The 17,495-nt window shown below is 58.9% G+C and carries 14 protein-coding genes, 2 pseudogenes and 1 riboswitch; of the genes and pseudogenes, 5 read left to right on the plus strand and 11 right to left on the minus strand.

The features are described 5' to 3' along the window. The first annotated feature begins 90 nt into the window (after window positions 1-90). A complete protein-coding gene (locus tag LPA36_RS01345) occupies window positions 91-852 on the plus strand; it encodes a hypothetical protein (protein ID WP_228874346.1) in 762 nt (253 codons plus the stop codon). A 108-nt stretch (window positions 853-960) separates the two neighbouring features. On the opposite strand, the gene LPA36_RS01350 is transcribed toward LPA36_RS01345, so the two are convergent. From LPA36_RS01350 to LPA36_RS01360, 3 genes are all read right to left on the minus strand, one after another. Beyond that, window positions 961-2,511: a MutS-related protein gene (locus tag LPA36_RS01350; RefSeq protein ID WP_228874347.1), complete on the minus strand. Its 1,551-nt coding sequence runs from the start codon at window positions 2,509-2,511 to the stop codon at window positions 961-963. After that, window positions 2,508-4,043, minus strand: a complete 1,536-nt coding sequence (locus tag LPA36_RS01355) for a MutS-related protein (protein ID WP_228874348.1) — start codon at window positions 4,041-4,043, stop codon at window positions 2,508-2,510. The genes LPA36_RS01350 and LPA36_RS01355 overlap by 4 nt, the downstream gene beginning before the upstream one ends. Before the next feature lie 259 nt (window positions 4,044-4,302). Then, window positions 4,303-4,365: riboswitch (Fluoride riboswitch) on the minus strand. A 274-nt stretch (window positions 4,366-4,639) separates the two neighbouring features. Next, window positions 4,640-5,992 (minus strand): hypothetical protein, encoded by a 1,353-nt coding sequence (locus LPA36_RS01360; protein ID WP_228874349.1) that lies wholly within the window; start codon window positions 5,990-5,992, stop codon window positions 4,640-4,642. Between the two features lie 246 nt (window positions 5,993-6,238). Here LPA36_RS01360 and LPA36_RS01365 point away from each other — a divergent pair, with 246 nt between their 5' ends. Continuing rightward, a complete protein-coding gene (locus tag LPA36_RS01365; protein WP_228874350.1) occupies window positions 6,239-6,484 on the plus strand; it encodes a helix-turn-helix domain-containing protein in 246 nt (81 codons plus the stop codon). A gap of 526 nt (window positions 6,485-7,010) precedes the next feature. Here LPA36_RS01365 and LPA36_RS01370 read toward each other — a convergent pair. From LPA36_RS01370 to LPA36_RS01405, 8 genes and pseudogenes are all read right to left on the minus strand, one after another. Then, window positions 7,011-7,214, minus strand: coding sequence for a hypothetical protein (locus tag LPA36_RS01370; RefSeq protein ID WP_324250874.1), 204 nt, complete (start codon window positions 7,212-7,214; stop codon window positions 7,011-7,013). After that, complete coding sequence (locus tag LPA36_RS01375) at window positions 7,211-7,621, minus strand: hypothetical protein (RefSeq protein WP_228874351.1); 411 nt, start codon at window positions 7,619-7,621, stop codon at window positions 7,211-7,213. The genes LPA36_RS01370 and LPA36_RS01375 overlap by 4 nt, the downstream gene beginning before the upstream one ends. Before the next feature lie 69 nt (window positions 7,622-7,690). Beyond that, window positions 7,691-8,641 (minus strand): hypothetical protein, encoded by a 951-nt coding sequence (locus LPA36_RS01380; protein ID WP_228874352.1) that lies wholly within the window; start codon window positions 8,639-8,641, stop codon window positions 7,691-7,693. Further along, window positions 8,638-8,910: pseudogene (locus tag LPA36_RS01385) on the minus strand (phage capsid protein); the annotation flags it as partial. The gene LPA36_RS01380 and the pseudogene LPA36_RS01385, both read right to left, overlap by 4 nt. After that, window positions 8,909-9,103: pseudogene (locus tag LPA36_RS01390) on the minus strand (YqaJ viral recombinase family protein); the annotation flags it as partial. The pseudogenes LPA36_RS01385 and LPA36_RS01390, both read right to left, overlap by 2 nt. 85 nt (window positions 9,104-9,188) lie before the next feature. Then, on the minus strand, window positions 9,189-9,386 hold the full coding sequence (locus tag LPA36_RS01395; protein WP_228874353.1) for a hypothetical protein: 198 nt from the start codon (window positions 9,384-9,386) through the stop codon (window positions 9,189-9,191). Between the two features lie 15 nt (window positions 9,387-9,401). Then, complete coding sequence (locus tag LPA36_RS01400; RefSeq protein ID WP_228874354.1) at window positions 9,402-10,367, minus strand: DUF932 domain-containing protein; 966 nt, start codon at window positions 10,365-10,367, stop codon at window positions 9,402-9,404. 115 nt (window positions 10,368-10,482) lie between these two features. Further along, window positions 10,483-10,821, minus strand: a complete 339-nt coding sequence (locus tag LPA36_RS01405) for a hypothetical protein (RefSeq protein WP_228874355.1) — start codon at window positions 10,819-10,821, stop codon at window positions 10,483-10,485. A 264-nt stretch (window positions 10,822-11,085) separates the two neighbouring features. Here LPA36_RS01405 and LPA36_RS01410 point away from each other — a divergent pair, with 264 nt between their 5' ends. Genes LPA36_RS01410 through LPA36_RS01420 form a run of 3 tightly spaced genes read left to right on the plus strand, consistent with a single transcriptional unit; the run spans window position 11,086 to window position 17,259 of the window. Continuing rightward, window positions 11,086-13,935, plus strand: coding sequence for a class I SAM-dependent DNA methyltransferase (locus tag LPA36_RS01410; protein ID WP_228874356.1), 2,850 nt, complete (start codon window positions 11,086-11,088; stop codon window positions 13,933-13,935). Beyond that, complete coding sequence (locus tag LPA36_RS01415) at window positions 13,932-16,046, plus strand: DEAD/DEAH box helicase (protein WP_228874357.1); 2,115 nt, start codon at window positions 13,932-13,934, stop codon at window positions 16,044-16,046. The genes LPA36_RS01410 and LPA36_RS01415 overlap by 4 nt, the downstream gene beginning before the upstream one ends. Further along, entirely contained in the window at window positions 16,033-17,259 is a 1,227-nt protein-coding gene (locus tag LPA36_RS01420; protein WP_228874358.1) for a GIY-YIG nuclease family protein, read from the plus strand. Before LPA36_RS01415 ends, LPA36_RS01420 begins: the two co-directional genes overlap by 14 nt. Window positions 17,260-17,495 lie beyond the last annotated feature (236 nt).

The raw sequence follows: 17,495 nt of genomic DNA on the forward strand, positions 1-17,495 counted from the left end.
CCGTAGTCTGGGCGTTCTGACGTGCGCAACTTTCCCCCGGTTTCCTCAAATTGCATCTCACGTGCCGACGTCGCGGGTTTACGCGCACGCGTGGCCACGACCTATCCGGGAGGCGATGCCATGTATGAAGCAGGCGAAGCCGAATCCGCGCGAACCTTCGTGCTTTCAGACGGTGAGGTAGATTTCCTCTGGTGGTTTATCCAGGGCAGCATCATGGACCCCGGCGTGCGCGCGCGCCTTTATGCGCACTGGGGCCTGTGCTCGCGCCATAGCCTCGCCTTCTTTGTCGTCGAAGCAGCGTTCCGCCCTCATCTGATTCACGGCTGCACGATTCTGTACGGGGAACTGATGCGTCGCGCCATGCACGTCCTGGACGATCGAGGCATCCACAGCCTGGTCCCGGGCAGTGTCGCGCGGCACCTCCTGCATGCGCCCGGCCCGTGCCATCTGTGCGACCTTGGCTACCACGAGCGCTCCGAAGGCAATGTGCCACCGGATCGGCTGGCGCAGGGACGGGACATGACGAACGCAGTGCGCTTCGCCGCCGACAACCGACGTGGATGGCTCCCGTATGTATGCGGCCGATGCGCAGGGGCCGATTCGCCCGTCCTTTGTCGCTTGCATTTGATCGAGGCGATGGAGCGTGAAGGTGCGCAAATCGCAAAGTCCCAGTACGCAAACATCGTCAGCATTTCCGCCCACCTTTCGACGTTCGAGAACGCGTTCCGATGGGACCTGCGGGGCACCGACACGGAGGAAGATCGGGGCGCACTCGTTGGCGCCATCGGCTGGTGCAGCGGATGGGCCGAATTGGTCCGAAGTCTGTTGCCGCTTGAGGGGAAGCTGTGCTAGCCATGAACGTCATGACGGCGTCCCGGCTCCGTCCGCTACGGCAATCAGAAAATGGCGAGTGCATCGGGCGTGCCCGTTCGGACTGATGCCTGCGCGATAGGCGGCACGCTACTCGACCTTCGACAGGTCGGCAGAGGCGGACTTGTCATGCGTTTGCTCATCACTCTGCGACAGAAAAATCCGCTGGTACAGATCTTCTCCATAGCTGGTCTCCAAGGGCTCAGCATCTATCAATCTGAACGTCCGCTCTCCGTCGGGTCGCCGCTCCGCTCTCAGGAACATCATGCCCTGCGTCTTCTGCTCATGCAGCCCGTGAGCCAGCGCGTACAGGTGCGTCACGAATACGATTTTCACGCGTTTCTGTAACAACGCCACGATTATCTGTCGCGCGATCTCGGAACCCTCGCGCTCGTTGGTTGCGGAAAAGGATTCGTTGCACAACAACAGTGAGTGTTCCTTGATGTGTTCGATAATTGCGCTCATTCGCTTGAGTTCCTCATCGAGCTTGCCGCTCTTCATCGATGCATCTTCCTCCCGTTTGTAGTGGGTCAAGATCCCGTCGCACATGTTCGCCGAGAACGACGACGCCGTGACGAACATTCCGCATTGCATCATGATCTGCGCCAGTCCAATCGCTCGCAGGAACGTCGACTTGCCGCCCTGATTGGCACCCGTGATGACGACGAGTTCCTTGCCATCCCCGTGCACGTCATTGCCGACGGGCGCGCGTCCACTGCGCAGTCCCAGGCTCGCGTCGTACAACCCTTCAATGGCGTGCCATCTTTCAACACGCTCCCGCGGAGCCGGAACGCACACGGCGAGGCCCCGCCGTGTCAGTTCGTTGTGCAGGTTGACGCCCCCGAGGTAGAAAGCCAGCTCGGTGCGCAGCATCGTAAAGAAGCTGAGAATGTGGTCGGCTGATTGCGCAAGCGCGTTGGCGACTAGATTGATACCCCGCGCCTCCAGTTCCGCCAATGCACGGGCGCCATTCTCGTCTCGATCGGCAATACGAAACGTCAATGAGGGCGATCGTTTGCCGAGCAGCCGCTTCAGAAAATTGGGATCCTTTTCGTGCGGTTTGCGCAGCACGTAGCTGATTCCCTTGTTGCCCGTGCCCAGTCCGGCACTGATCAGCACTCCGCCACCGAACTTGAGCTCCTTGAGACACAGCCGGATCGTCACAAAATACTCGTCCGTCAACTCGCGCTGAATCATCGAGAAAAATTGGGCAAACCCTTCTGACTGGAACTGCCCCGCCTGCGAGTCCGCCACGGCCCTCAGCGCCTTCAGCACGTCGACAAATTGCTGGATCATTTCCCGCGCACCGTACAACACCGAACTGGCTGATGCCGAAAAGAAACTGTAGTAGCTCTTGCGCTCTGTTTCGATCGCCTCGATCGCGATGGCGTAGAGCTGTCGCACAGTGGTTTCGTGAATGATGCAGTCGTTGAGAATGGTCTGGCGATAGGTAATTTCGTCCAGAATTACCGAGCTGACCGGGACGACCCGCTTGATGACGTCGTAGAGAAACGCGTCACCCTGCGCCATCGTCTGATATAGCGTGTTCAGTCCGAGGTCCTGTACCAGCGCCGGCTCGTTCCACTCGGCCTCGCGGTGCATATTGAAGTCGCGGTCCCTGTAGAGAAGATATGCCTTCATAGCCCGAGCCGCTCCTTCAGATGGTCATAGGTCAAGCCATAGTGTTCTGCGACCGACACCGCATACGCGCGACCATCAGCCGCTTTTCTCCTTACCCGGTATGTGCGGGAGGACGGGTTACCCGGCTTGATCTCGCTGACCATGCTCACGGTCTGTTCGCCCAGATGCGCGAGCTCCTTGACGAAGGTCACGCAAACGCACAACGTGTTGCGCTCCAGAATCTCGCTGATGATTTTCCTGCTCAGAAACAATGCGTCAGTCAGCGTTGTCGAGCTGAATATCTCATTCATGATGATGACGCTGCGCGACGTGGCGTGCGTCAGGATGTGATGAACGCGCATCAGGTCGTCCTGGAGCTTGCCGCGCAGATCCTTGGTATTTTCTTCGCGCTCAAAATGGGTAAACAGCCGGTCGTAGAGAAAGAGCGTGGCATTGCGACCAGGAACTTGACAACCGATCCTCGCCAGATAATGCAGTTGGCCAAAGGTGCGAGCAAAGGTCGTTTTCCCGCCGTTGTTGGGACCCGATACAACGATCAGGCGCTCTTCGCCATCGAGATGGAAATCATTTTTGACGACGTACGCGTTTTCGCTTGTGAGCTTGTGCGCGAGTGCCAGATCGAACGTCTCGTCGCAGCGCACGGCTTTGTTGCTGGATGACACGCGCGGGTAGCAAAAGCACAGGTCCGCCGCTTTGCAGATATTGATGTAGCCGCGGTACGCGAAGTAGAACTGGACTTCGCGATCGAATGTCCGGATCGTGGCATCGAGATAGCTCGCATTGTTCGCGCAGTATGTGGCGAGCTCCATGAACTCCTGCGGGTACAGTTGCGCGACGAAATCCAGGACGTGGGCTTCGACGTGATTCATGTCCAGCCAGTCGCGCAGCTCGACGCGATGATCCTTGACCGCCCCCTGCTTGAATTTTTCGAAGATCTGCAGAACGTCGACACTGTAGTCAATTTCCGCATCGTAGTGGCGTACCGTGACCGCGTTTCCCTTGATGAGCACGCAATATTGAATCGCCGAGAGGTGCTTCTTGATACGGTCTGCGTCATGTGTGAGCGACTGAAAGCGCTCCGATGCAACATATCCAGTCAGGTATTGATGAAACGCCCTTAATCCTTTCGATGTGGGCGGTGCCAGTGGCAGATCCCGGGCAAAGGCTGCAAGTGTCTCGCAATAGACAACGATCGCTTCGAGGAACCACCACTCCTTCTGGAGCCGGTAGCGGAGCTTTTCCGCCTGTGCCAGGTGCTCGCGCATTTTGCGCATGCCCTGGGTGAAAGCATTGATGCTGTCGAGCACAACAGCATCGTCGAGATCCTGCATGACCTCGTGCCGATACGTGATCGCTTCCTCACGCGACAGCTCGGTATAAAAGAACGGCTTCAGGTTGTAGTCGTTCCAACCAATCGTGACTGCCGAGACAATCTGGTCGAGATTGAGATCGCCAAAAAAATCTGGCTCCGGCACGTCATCGCGCTTTGGTCCGTCCTCCGGTTTTTCGAACAGGATGCTGTGAAAGACCATGCGTATCCCCTTCCTGTTTGGCAGCCGCACACGAGCGCCTGCAACCAGATTCCGTCGACCGCGCGAGACACTGGTTCAACACGGCGGGATGGAGCCTGAGCAGAGATTCCGACGTCCGGCTACGCGCTCGCCCGCAATCAGCGAGGCGAACAGACGTGATCGGTACGGTGATGAAAACTGGGAGGGGACGCCAGCTTGACGATGGCGCGCGCTTCAGACAAACGAAGCGAGTCGAGGCGTGCCCACAGTACCCTAACCCAGGCCTGTAGGCATCATTAGCCCCTGCGGGCGGTTATGGAGGAATGCCATCTCCACTTCAATTCTCAGTCTACGCTGTGCAACACGCGGATACAAGCTGCTGACCGTATCGACTTCGGAGTGGCCGCAGCCGGCCAATGCTAAGTTTAGGAACGCCGCCGAGGCAAGCGTGGTGAATTTCATGTTCATCAGCAAAGACGTCAGTTGAGGTTGGCGCGCGCAGCCGACGGAAGCTCGCTCGGCTGATAAAGAAAGCGCAGTCGGCCGAAACCACCAGCCGCTGCGCCTGGAAAGATGCCGCCGCACCCGGAAGGGCCGAGGCATGGACAGCCGTAGGCTTACTGCGACAGCCCGATCGTTACGTATTTCGTGTCGGTATCGAACGTGAGCGGATCGTCGGTTCCGATTGTGCTGTTCACGGTGATATAGGCGTACTTCGTCATGCCGGATGCCGGATCGGTGTACCTGTAAACCTTGGCATGCTCGACCGAATGGTTTGCTGGATCCGCAATCCCGTCGGCCGTCAGTGCCTGAGCAACGCTGACCGGTGCATCCGTGCCACCATCAATGCCGGTGAACGTGGAGTTGCCGTTCGCGAATGTCGTTGTACCTGATTTCGTGCAGTCCTCATACTCGTCGAACGTCTTGCCGTTCAGTTCGCTCGGGTCGGTCACTTCGGTCAGGTCGCTCGACACATACACGTACTGCCCCGGTTGAGCAGCGGCGACGCTACCGACACCATTGGCCGTGCAGAGCTGGCCGACACGGTTTCCGAGCAACGACACGACCGCCGTGAATTTCCCAGCATCCGTGAACGAAGTCACATTGCCGTCCGAGTCGATCTTGGCCTTGGCCGTGTACTGCCCACGATTCGGATCGGCGATGGCGATACCGAAGGTGCCGTCCAGATTCACGGACGAACCCATCTGGATCGAGACAGGGTCCGTCGTGTAACCGAGGCCCGTCGTATAGGCCGTCGCGGAGTACGCGGTTTGAGTCAGCGCCGTGTCACTGGCCGTCTTCACTGCCGCGTCCGACTGCGACAAGCCGGCGGCCGTCAGCGCCGCGCCGTAGCTTTCGAGCAGGTTGTCACCCGCGTCGCCCTTTGCGGCCTTGAAACTGGTCGTGAGCGGATTGAATCCGTTCGGCAGCGCTGGCTTGCCGGGTAAGGTCGCAAGCGCGTTCGTGAGCTTGGTCAGTGCATCGGCCAGATTGCTGTTCGTGATCGCGCCCGCGAGATCGCCGTTCTTCGCGCCGTTGAACCACGTTTCCGGATCGCCCTTGCCGAGCACGCCGACTTCGAGATCGGTCAGCGGCGTGATATTGGTCGTGCCCGAGGCGACGGCGACCGAATGCAAGGGCGAGGCCAGCGCGGCTCCGTTGGCCTGTCCATCGGAAACGCGAACAGCGCAAGGGTAGTCCGTGCTCTTGATCGAAACGGTCCAGCTACCGTCCGAACTCGTTGTGGCCGAAGCGGTTGCGCCCGACGCGCATTTGAGCGAAACGGCCCCGCCGACAATTGGCGCGCCAATCGCGGCTGTGCCGCCCGTGGTCACGGTCGGAGTATTGTCGGCCGGGTTGCTGGCCGACGAATTGTCGCTGCCACCGCCGCCGCAGGCAGCGAGCGCCGCGCACATCGACGCGCCGAGCGCGAGTCTGGTGATCCCCGTATTGAGTTTGTTGTTCTTCACTGCCTATTTCCTTTGGTTGTTGAGGTCATGGGTAGAGGTCAGGATCGGTTGCCCGATCAGCGCAGTTTTTACGGATCAGCAAGCCTCTGGCGTCGAACATTTCGTGCCCGCGATCCATGCCTGAAGTTGTTGCTAAGACTGCCCTGCCATCTTCGTTTACGGCGTCTTACAGAAGTTCTTGAGTCGTAAATGCCGCGTCCGTAAATGCCGTGGTCGAATAGACGTGGAAGCTGGACGATACCCGGCATGGAACGGGTATCTGGAAAGATTGATCAGGAGCAGTATTTGGTCCGCCTCGGAGAGGCGGTGCGCACACGCCGTAAAGCATTGGAACTGTCACAGGAAGCTCTGGCAGACCATGCAGGCATCGACCGATCCCATATGGGGAAGATCGAGCGCGGGGAACGCAACATCACGTTCCTGAACATTCTGCGTATCGCTAAGGCAATTCAGTGCAAGCCCTCGGAGCTATTGGCCGATGCTGGCCTTTGAATCGATTGAAACAGCGGAAAAATGGAACGTAAAGATGCCTACCGCCCTGTGGGGTGGTAGGCATTGAATGGGAAAGGGCTAGGCAGGAATGTGGTGAAATACCTGTTAAGATGTACGTTTCGAACCAAGTACGCCCCCACATTCTAAGCACTCCAAATTGTTTAAGACATGGAAGTCGATCTGCTCGCCGACGGCGGAACCAGCAGCGCATCCAGCCGCCGCGCCGATCAGAGCGCCAGCCAGACCACCTAAGATCGAGCCAACCGGAGCAGCGGCCATACCGAGGGCCGCCCAGCTTCTGCGCCACCGAGCGCGGCAGCGGCCCTGCCGGCATCCAGTCGCCCTGCTGGCTGAAAATCGGCCGGCGGATATCGTCCAGCATCAGCCGCGCTCCCGGATACAGCGCTGGGTGCAACTTCTGGATCAGGGCCGGACATCAGTAGTCCTCCGGCAGCAGGACAGTCGTGACCGAGCGGTCGGCTTCGGTGATGACCCAGACCTTGCCGCCACCCGGTATCACGTAGCTCTACAGTAGGCGTTTGCCGGTCAGCAACGCCAGTTCGTTTTCGGCGATGTCGTCAGCTACAAGCTCACCCCAGTCTCCACCGCAATGCCGATCCAGTAAGGCGACCGGCGAAAGCCCGACCTGTTCCAGCATGGACAGTGCGGCGGGTGTGATGAGCGTCCTGCGCATCGGAAACCGGGGGCGATTGTGCGTCTGTTGGCTCATGCTGCGATCCTCGCCTGGTAGGTCACATCGGGCCACGCCGGATAGCTGCGACGGACAGTCGGTTGCGGGTGGGAAATTCCGCTCGGTGCGGCTTCCTCAAGCAACTCGATGGCGGTCTGAGAGCGATCCCACTCGGTGACGACGAGGATGCGAGCGCCGTCCGGCAGTGGATAGATCGACAGCAGGCGCAGGCCGGCTGCGATCGACAGGTCGTTTTGCGCCCGGTCTTCGTCGCACACGCAGCCCCAGTCACCAGCGATATGTCGCAGCATGACGCTGATAACGGGAATCTGGCTGGTTTGCAGTTTTGCGTGCGCCTCGGGCGTGATCAATAGCCGGCCCGGATGGAACAACGGTTTGAGACGGGTGATATTGTTCATGAATGCCTCCAGAAACAGGACGAGCACGGGCCTCCGGCAGAGCCGGATAACGTGATCGCAGGATGAATGGAAAACCTGGCGCAGGACGCGCCCGGATTACGGCGTGAGGTCGGTGAGCTGGCGGCGCAGTGTCGTAGCTCTGGCCTGCGAGCACCGCAGATGCAGGCGGATGCCGGTAACGGTGGGCTTGACGATGCCAGCCTGAACGTCGCGAACGAGCTTCACGAGGTCGGTTTCCGGTTCCGTCGTCGCCGTGACAGCGGGCAGTGATTCGGACGAAACGGCGGGCATGACTGCCGAAGGCGGGTTCAGTCGTTCCGGCGTGACCGAAGCGACGGCTTCGTGACGGGGTGCCGTCCCGGTAGTCGTGCGTGGAAGTAATGCGAGCCACCAGAGCAGACAGGCCATGCTTTCGAGGATGGCGGCGAACGCCAGCCCGGCCAGTAGATCGAGTTTTGTGACCGTCAACCCACAAAGCGCTGAGAGCCGGAGCGTGACCGGATCGGCGCGAACCACATCGCGGCGCGTTTCGGCTCGATCTTCGACGGCCTGCGCCCGCCGGACTTCGCGGGCCTCGGCATCCAGTGCATCGAATCGCGCGGCTAGTCCGGCACGGCGCCCACGTAGTAGCGGACAGTCACCGACACAACGGTGCGCATTGGCCTGAGCCAGTTGCACCGTCACCGATGCGCGATCCGACATGACTGCGGTGAGACTGCGATGCGCGGGCGTATTGGCGTCCCCCAATGGCGATACCCGAACATCGCCCGCGTGCGACTGCGACAGCAGGAAGAACGTCGCGTGGCCGAATGAGGCTGCCGCCATGCAGCCGAGCCACAGCAGCGTACCGACACCGCGCACGGCGAGCGGCGCTGACCGGCACAGTGTGGGAAGCAGATGTGCGCCAGCAACCAGCACAATGCCGACTGCGACCCACACGAGCCGTTCCGACAGCCACCCGCCGCGCTGCCAGCCGGCCAGTACCGACATACAGATGGCGGTGCCCGTTGTCACGACTGCCAGAACGAGCGCCACGCGACGGATCATGCGGCCTTCCCGCCGAGCAGTGCGGCACGCTGATCCAGCCGGTCTTTCAGGCTAGGCGTACTGGTCACCGTGGCATTGACGCGACCAGCATCGTGACTACCGCCATCGCCGGACTCCTCCGGATAGAACTCTTCGGCAACAGCGGCGCTTTCTTCGATACTGTCCTCGAATGCACCATTGGCGAATCCAGCACGCGCAGCAGCATCGAGTGCGGCCTGATCGAAACCTGCCGCACGGCGTCGTGCATCCAGCTCACGCGCTCCGATGATCCCGGCCCGTTTTCTCTAGCCAGAGTTCGAGGCAAGATTTGTACGGGTTGAGTCCCACGGCAGCGGCCGCGTCACTTCCGCCTATCCCGGTTTTTCTCACCTCAAGCCAGTCCTCGCGCGAGAGTGATTTCGTGTCGACAAGCCGTAACGCAGGCCGATGCCGGCCACGCCCGACTGATTCAGGTAAAGGCATTTCATTCCTCCAGAAAGCAGAAGGGCCCGGCGGGAGCGATCCCGGCCGGGCCGTATGCGGTAGTGATGGGGCAACGGAGGTGGCGTTAGCCCGACTCCTCGTCCAGCGGTTCGGTGGCGAGCATACCGATCGCATCGGACATGCGCTCAATGCCGATGTCCTCGATCACGCTGGCGCGCGCTCCACGCAGTTCGGCCGGCGTCCACACGACCACGGCGTAGCCGCGTGAGCGCAGATGAGCGATAGCGTCTTCCTCGTGAGGAAGCATTCCGGTTTCGTTCATGACGGCCTCCGCGCCTCACGCCACGAGCCGCAAGGCTTCGTCCCAGGCTTTCTGCTTGAGAGTCGCGCCCGTACCGAACCAGGCCGAATCGCGCCGGTTATCGTCACTGCGCGCGCGACGGTGGTAATCGGCAAATTCCGTAATCGCGTTTACCAGTCCCCATGCAGTGCCGGATGCCGAGGCGAGCGTCGCGCCCATGCCCTTGCCTGTATAGAGCGTCTGCACAGCCTTGATTGCGGAATCGTTGGTGGCCGGAGCAAGCTGGCCCGAGCCGACCGGATAGGTCAGCACACGACGGAAGAAGGTTTCGGCTGCGGTATCGTTGACCTTGCATTCGGACAGGGCTTTCATGCGGGCCATGAAGCCGTCCCAGGACGAGATGGCAATGCCGAGCTGGCGTTTGACGGCCTGTGCGTCGAACTGCGAACGGTGCGGCACCTTGATCGCGCCCGAGCTGTCGCCGAGCGCAATCGAGAGCGTGTTGTTGCAGACCACGCGAACGGAAGTGAACTGCGCGGTGGTCGCCATCGTTCCATCTGCCGCAGTTGCCAGCAGCAGATAGCCATTCACAGTGTCCTTGCCCTTGAGCGCGACCGACTGGCCAGTACGGGCGAGTGCCCACAGTTTCTTGCCGTCCTTGAGGACACCGGCGCTCTCCAATTCGTAGCCGCCCGCGTCCACGAGGTCGCGATAGAACTCCAGGATAGTAAAAGGCTGGACGACCTGATAGCGCGACGAGACGACGGACAGCGGTGCCTTCGTGTCCGAGCGGTACAGCACTTTCTGTTCGGGGAACGCGTGGATCGAGCCGAGGTTCGTGCCGGCGCTGCCCGACACATAGCGCACGTCGGCGGATTCGATCGTCCAGTCCATGCCGGCCTGTTTCTGCCAGACTTCGATCGGTTGCTTCGGTGCGAGTGGATTGCCGAGGCCATGCCACGGGGTTTCGCCGACGTAGGCCATGCTGGAAACGAGGTGCATTTGAGAATCTCCTGATAGATAACGGGAAGCAGAAAGCAAAAATGCCTACTACAGCCCGGTAGGGCTGTAGTAGGCATCACGCGTGAAAGGGGAACAGCGGAAACGTCGAGGTCGGTTAGGTCGTGCTTTGCTGGCTGAAGGCATGGCCGCATGCCGAACATTCATAGTTGTCGAGATGCGAGTCGATCTGCTCACCGATGGCCGAACCGGCGGCACAACCGGCCGCACCGCCGAACAAAGCACCCAGCAAACCTCCGGCTAATCCACCGAAGATCGAGCCGACCGGGCCCGCAATCAGACCAAGGGCCGCGCCAGCTTCCGCACCGCCGAGTGCGGCGGCGGCGCTACCAGCAGCCCCGGCCGCAGCGCCGATGGATCCGCCGGCCTTACGGGCGTAGTCGCGAGTAGTGATGTGCTGCGAACCACAGCGGGGACAGGAAAGGGAATGGGTCATATATCAGCCTCGTGAAGATTCAGAGCAAGCGGCGTTGCCCAGGCATACCGAGTGGTAAGCTCACGTCGGTGATATATCGATGAAATTTTTCTGGGTTTGATCGATTTTCAGGCGATTGCTGTCGTATTTGTACGTCAGTGCCCTGTTCAGAACGTCCGAGGCAGTGTGACAGCGCCCTAGCGCAGCCGATCACCAGCAAGTTTGTTTATCTGCCCCCAATATCTATTGGCATAATTGCGGATAAATACCCTAGCAGCCACACACATGAACGCAGTTGAAATCGAAGCCGCTGTCTCCGAGCTGGCAGAGTCCCCTTGTGACACTCAAGAATTCCCTTTTGCTTTCTTGGCCGCGTTTGGTAACAAAGAGACCACGATCGCCCGTCTTCGCAAAGGGGACACCAACAAATCGGACGTGCCTGGCGGTGTCTTGCAACGCAGCCACATCCACCTCGCCATCTGCGCATCCGGCCAGGTCAATGCGACGCTGAACGCGTTGCGCGCGAGCCCGCAGACCACGAAAGGCAAGGTCAAGTTCATCCTGGCGACGGACGGCGACACGCTCGAAGCCGAGGACATGGCGAACGGCGAAACGATCGCCTGCGAGTACGCAAAGTTCGCCGGCCACTTCGGCTTCTTCCTGCCGCTCGCGGGCATCTCGACGATCAAGGAAATCAAGGACAGCGCGATCGACGTTCGGGCGACCGGCCGGCTGAACAAACTTTACCTGGAACTGTTGCGCGAGAACCCGGATTGGGCGACGGATGAGCGTCGGCAGGACATGAATCATTTCATGGGCCGCCTGATCTTCTGTTTCTTCGCCGAAGACACGGGGATTTTCAGCAGCAATGGCCTGTTCACCAAGACCGTCGATCGGATGAGCGACGCGGCATCGGGCAATACCCACGACGTGATCCGCACGATCTTCCACGCGATGAACGTACCGACCAAGGGTAACGCGCGTGCGGAAGCAAAAATCCCCGGATGGACCGATGCCTTCCCGTATGTGAACGGCGGCCTGTTCGGCGGCAGCAACGACGTACCGCGCTTCACGCGCATGGCCCGCACCTACCTGCTCCACGCCGGCCAACTGGATTGGCACGAAATCAATCCCGATATCTTCGGGTCGATGATCCAAGCGGTCGCTGACGACGAAGAACGCGGCTCTCTCGGTATGCACTACACGAGCGTGCCGAACATCCTGAAGGTACTCAACCCGCTGTTCCTCGATGATCTGCGCGCGCAACTGGAAGCCTCGGGCGATAACAAAGCGAAGTTGCTTAACCTGCGCAAACGTATGGCACGCATCCGCGTGTTTGACCCGGCGTGCGGGTCGGGCAACTTCCTGGTCATCGCGTACAAGCAGATGCGCGAGATCGAGGCCGAGATCAATCGGCGTCGAGAAGAACCGGCCGACTTGAAATCCGTTATCCCTTTGACCAACTTCCGAGGCATCGAACTCCGCAGTTTCCCGGCAGAGATTGCGCGCCTTGCACTCATCATCGCTGAATACCAATGTGACGTTCTGTACCGCGGTCAAATGCAGGCGGTGCAAGACTTTCTGCCGCTCGAAGCGGAGAACTGGATCACCTGTGGGAATGCTCTCCGCCTAGATTGGTTGGCGCTTTGCCCGCCGACGGGAACGGGCGTAAAGGTCGTCGCGGACGACCTCTTCGAGACGCCACTCGACCAGTCCGAAATCGACTTCGCGAACGAAGGTGGTGAGACTTACATCTGCGGAAATCCGCCATATGTCGGCGCCACAGTTAAGCCGCCGAAGGGTGCAAGTGCAGAAACCAAGGAACGCCTAAAGCGAGAGGCAGAGAGTCGAAAAGCCGACCTTGAAACTCTATTTGCCAACGAAACATCTAGCTGGAAGTCCTTGGACTATGTCTCCGGCTGGTTTATGCAGTTTTCAAAATATGCAAAGGCCACACAATCTGCATGTGCTTTCGTAAGCACCAATTCTGTTATGCAGGGAGAGCAAGTCTCTCGCCTTTGGCCCCTGATCCTAGGCGAGTCCTTGCGAATAAATTTCGCATACACTTCGTTCAAGTGGGCAAATCTCGCGGCAAACAACGCAGGAGTTACAGTCGTAATCGTTGGATTGGCTCGGAAATCGCCTGGAAGCGTCGCTCTCTATGAGGACCTGGGTGCAGATGGGATCAAACGTCGCGACGTTGACAATATCAATGCGTACCTAATCCCGTACCGTGATGTTTATGTTGATGCACGATCCGGCGTCATTTCTCAAATCAAGGAAATGACCAATGGAAGCAAACCTGCTGATGGCGGCCACCTCATTCTCTCCCCAGAGGAAGCACGCGATTTTGCCCGCAAGGATTCTCGTACGGCCTCGTATATTAGACCGTTTATTGGAACAGAAGACACGATCCACGGCGATTTTAGATATTGCCTATGGATCAAAGACCGTGAGTCCGCCGATGCGATGTCCATACCGTTGATCAAGAGTCGCACTGATGAGGTTATCAAGATGCGATCAGAAAGCTCGAAGGAACTAACGAAAGATGGCGCCGCGACTCCGTATGCTTTCCAGCAAGTTCGACAGCGAGATAATGAAACCGTGATCCTGGTCCCGCGTCACTCATCTGAGCGACGCGAATATTTACCTATCTCATATTTTCAAGCTGGTGCCATTGTCGCTGATGGAGCCTTCGGCGTATTCGGTGCAGAGATATGGACTATGGCGTTGCTGGTCTCGAAGCTCCATCTCCTTTGGATTGCAACCGTCTGTGGCAAGCTCGAAACCCGGTATCGCTACTCGAACACGTTAGGTTGGAACACCTTTCCGGTCCCCACACTCACGGAGCAAAACAAAACTGATCTGACCGAATGTGCGGAGAACATCCTGCTTGCTCGAGAAGCGCACTTTCCGGCGACGATCGCCGACCTTTACGACCCGGACAACATGCCGGAGGATTTGCGCCGCGCCCATGAACGAAACGACGAAGTGCTTGAACGCGTCTACATCGGGCGCCGGTTCCGCAACGACACTGAGCGACTGGAAAAACTGTTTGACCAGTACACGAAGATGACTGCGGCGGGAGCGAAGCCGGCCAAGAAAACCATTCGAGCAGGGAAGACCGCGCAATGAGCAACGAAGAGACCAAACGCTATTCGATTCCGACTGTTACCATCAAAACGGATCGGACAGGGGCGTCCAGCAAGTCGAACGCATTGGGTATGCGTCCCATGCAGGAACGCGCCTACGCCAAACGGGGCGAGCAACACCTGCTGATCAAGTCGCCGCCGGCCTCCGGCAAGTCGCGTGCGTTGATGTTCATCGCGCTCGACAAACTGGCGAACCAGGGCATCAAGCAGGCGTTGATCGTGGTGCCCGAGCGCTCGATCGGGGGCAGTTTTGCCGACGAACCGCTGTCCAAGTACGGCTTCTTCGCCGATTGGATCGTGAGGCCGCAGTGGAACTTGTGTAACGCGCCCGGGGCTGACGACGTCAGGGTGGCTCCGTCCAAGGTCAAGGCCGTCGGCGAGTTCCTTACCAGCGACGACAAGGTGCTGGTTTGCACGCACGCCACGTTCCGGTTTGCCTACCAGGAACTTGGGCCGGCCGCGTTCGACGATCGGTTGATCGCGGTGGACGAGTTCCACCACGTCAGCAGCGACCAGGACAACATCCTGGGCCGGCAGTTGACCGAGTTGATTCAGCGGAATAAGGTACACATGGTCGCCATGACCGGATCGTACTTCCGCGGCGACGCTGAAGCCGTGCTCGCACCGGACGACGAAGCTCGCTTCGAGACGGTGACGTACACCTATTACGAGCAGTTGAACGGCTACGAGTACCTGAAATCGCTCGACATCGGCTACTACTTTTACACCGGCCCGTACCTGGACTCGATCACGGGTGTGCTCGATCCGTCGTTGAAAACGATTGTGCACATTCCGAACGTCAACTCGCGCGAGAGCCTCAAAAGGAAGCACCGAGAGGTCGAGGAGATAATGGACAGCCTCGGCACCTGGAGAGGCACCGATTCCCAAACTGGCTTTCATCTGGTCGAGTTGCCCGGGGGCCGTGTGATCAAGGTCGCCGATCTGGTGGACGACGGCGACGGCCGTTCCGCTGTGCTGTCTGCGTTGAAAGACCCGAAGCAGAAAAACAACCGCGATCACGTGGACATCATCATCGCGCTCGGCATGGCGAAGGAAGGCTTCGACTGGATTTGGTGCGAGCATGCGCTGACCATCGGCTACCGCAACAGCCTGACCGAAATCGTTCAGATCATCGGTCGTGCCACCCGCGACGCACCGGGCAAGGAAACCGCACGCTTCACGAACCTGATTGCCGAACCGGATGCATCCGAGGACATGGTGGCCGACGCGATCAACGATACCTTGAAGGCGATCGCCGCAAGCCTGCTCATGGAGCAGGTCTTGGCCCCACGCTTCGAGTTCACGCCCAAGAATGCCGGCGAACAACCAGGTTTCGACTACGGCCCCGACGGCTACAAGGACGGCCAACTCAACATCGGCGTGAACCACGACGACGGGCGTGTGCACGTCGAGGTCAAGGGTCTGGTCGAACCGAAGTCCGAGGAAGCTGCGCGCATCTGCCGCGAGGACATCAACGAAGTGCTCGCCTCGTTCGTGCAGAACAGCAAGACGCTCGAACGCGGTTTGTTCGACCACGACAACACGATTCCCGAGGAACTAACGATCCTTCAAATGGGAAAGATCGTGCGCGAGAAGTACCCACACCTGGAAGAGGACGATCAGGAGGCCGTGCGTCAGTACGCGGTCGCTGCACTGGCCTTTACACAGAAGGCCAAGCAGGTCGAAATGCTTGCCGCCGATGAAGCAACCTGCGACACCGACGACGGCACGCCGAAAGCGAACCTTGCCCTCATTGAGGGGGTGAAGCAGTTTGCAATGAGCGTCAAGGAACTGGATATCGACCTGATCGACCGGATCAACCCGTTCGACACCGCTTACGCAATCCTCGCGAAGGCGATGGACGAGAAGACCCTGAAGCAAGTGCAAGCCGTAATCGCGGCACGCAAGATCAACATTCCGATCGAGGAGGCGCGCGACCTGGCGAAGCGGGCGCTGGCGTTCAAGCATGATCGTGGTCGCCTGCCGGACATCAACGCCGCCGATCCGTGGGAGAAGCGCATGGCCGAAGGCATCGCTGTTCTTGCTCGCTTCAAGGCTGCCGAGAAGAGGAAGGAAGGCAATGGCAACGCGTAAAAAGAGCCAAGTACCGAACGACGTGTCCGACGACGATCTGCTTGAACAGTTGGGCATCTCGGTTGAGGTCGAGGTAACGGGTGGTCGTACGGCCCAAGAGGAACGCATCATCGCCGGTTTCGAGGAGATCCAGCGCTTCGTCGAGCAGCACGGACACGCGCCTCGTCACGGTGAAGATTTGGACATTTTCGAGCGCCTTTACGCCGTTCGTCTGGATCAACTACGCCGCAACACGACGGCGCTTGCTCTGCTTGCAACGTTCGACACCCAAGGTCTCCTCGCAGAGCCGGCTGGCGAGGCCGTCGTCGACCCGGACCAACTGGGGGACGATGATCTGCTCGCGGAACTTGGGGTCGAGCCGAACGGTGACGACGACATCACAGTACTTCGGCATGTTCGTTCCTCCGCGGAAAAGACGGCGGCCGAGCAAATCGCGGACCGTACGCCCTGCATTGACTTTGACAATTTCAAGCCCCTATTCGACGATGCCAAGGCCGGACTGATGGACGGCACTTGGGAGTCTCAACCGTTTGCCCGAGACTCTGAAATCAAAACAGCCAATATCCAGCAGGGTGATTTTTTCATTCTTCAAGGTCAAATTGCCTATATCGCCCATCGCGGTGAAGCGATTCGAACGTCTGTTGGTGATAATCCAGATGCACGGCTTCGCGTTATTTACGACAACGCAACGGAAAGCGATCTATTGCTCCGCTCATTCCAGAAAGCGATCTACCGTGACGAGACACCGCGCCGCTTGCGAAAAATCGAAGTCGGTCCGCTATTCAGCGGCGAGTGGGAGGATGGTGATGTGCAGAGCGGTACGATCTACGTATTGCGTAGTCTGTCCGACGAGCCACTCATTGCGCAATATCGTCAGTTCATCCACAAGATCGGTGTTACTGGCGGCAAGGTCGGAACCCGCATAGCCGGTGCTGAAAACGATCCGACTTACCTATGTGCGCCAGTTGAAGTCGTCGCGACTTACAAACTGGCGGGAGTCAGTCGCACGAAGGTAGAGGGATTGTTCCATAAGGTGTTTGCCGGTGCACAGTTCGATATGACTCTGCCTCCGCGTTTCGGTAAGCCGGTACGTCCACGGGAGTGGTTCTTGGTGCCATTGTCTGCTATCGACGAGGCCGTTCGGAGCATTTTAGATGGGACGATTTTGAATAAGGTCTATGACCGAGATAAAGGGAAACTCGTGAACAGGTGAGCAGCTTGGCTGCTACCGATTTCACGACTATCAAAGGAGTAATGTCCAATATCTGCAACGGATGTGAATGCAGCGCCAAGAGATGCATTTTTCATATCAAATGTGACGCCTGTGGACACCGCTAACGCCGTTGCACGGATAAACTGATGCCCCCATCCGAGAAGCGATGGGTTTAAAGTTTTTATTAAAATAAATTATAAATCGAAATCATGCGACGAGGCCGTTATTATCTTGGT

Source organism: Paraburkholderia saeva (assembly GCF_907164555.1).
In the GTDB taxonomy this organism is placed as follows: Bacteria; Pseudomonadota; Gammaproteobacteria; order Burkholderiales; family Burkholderiaceae; genus Paraburkholderia; species Paraburkholderia saeva.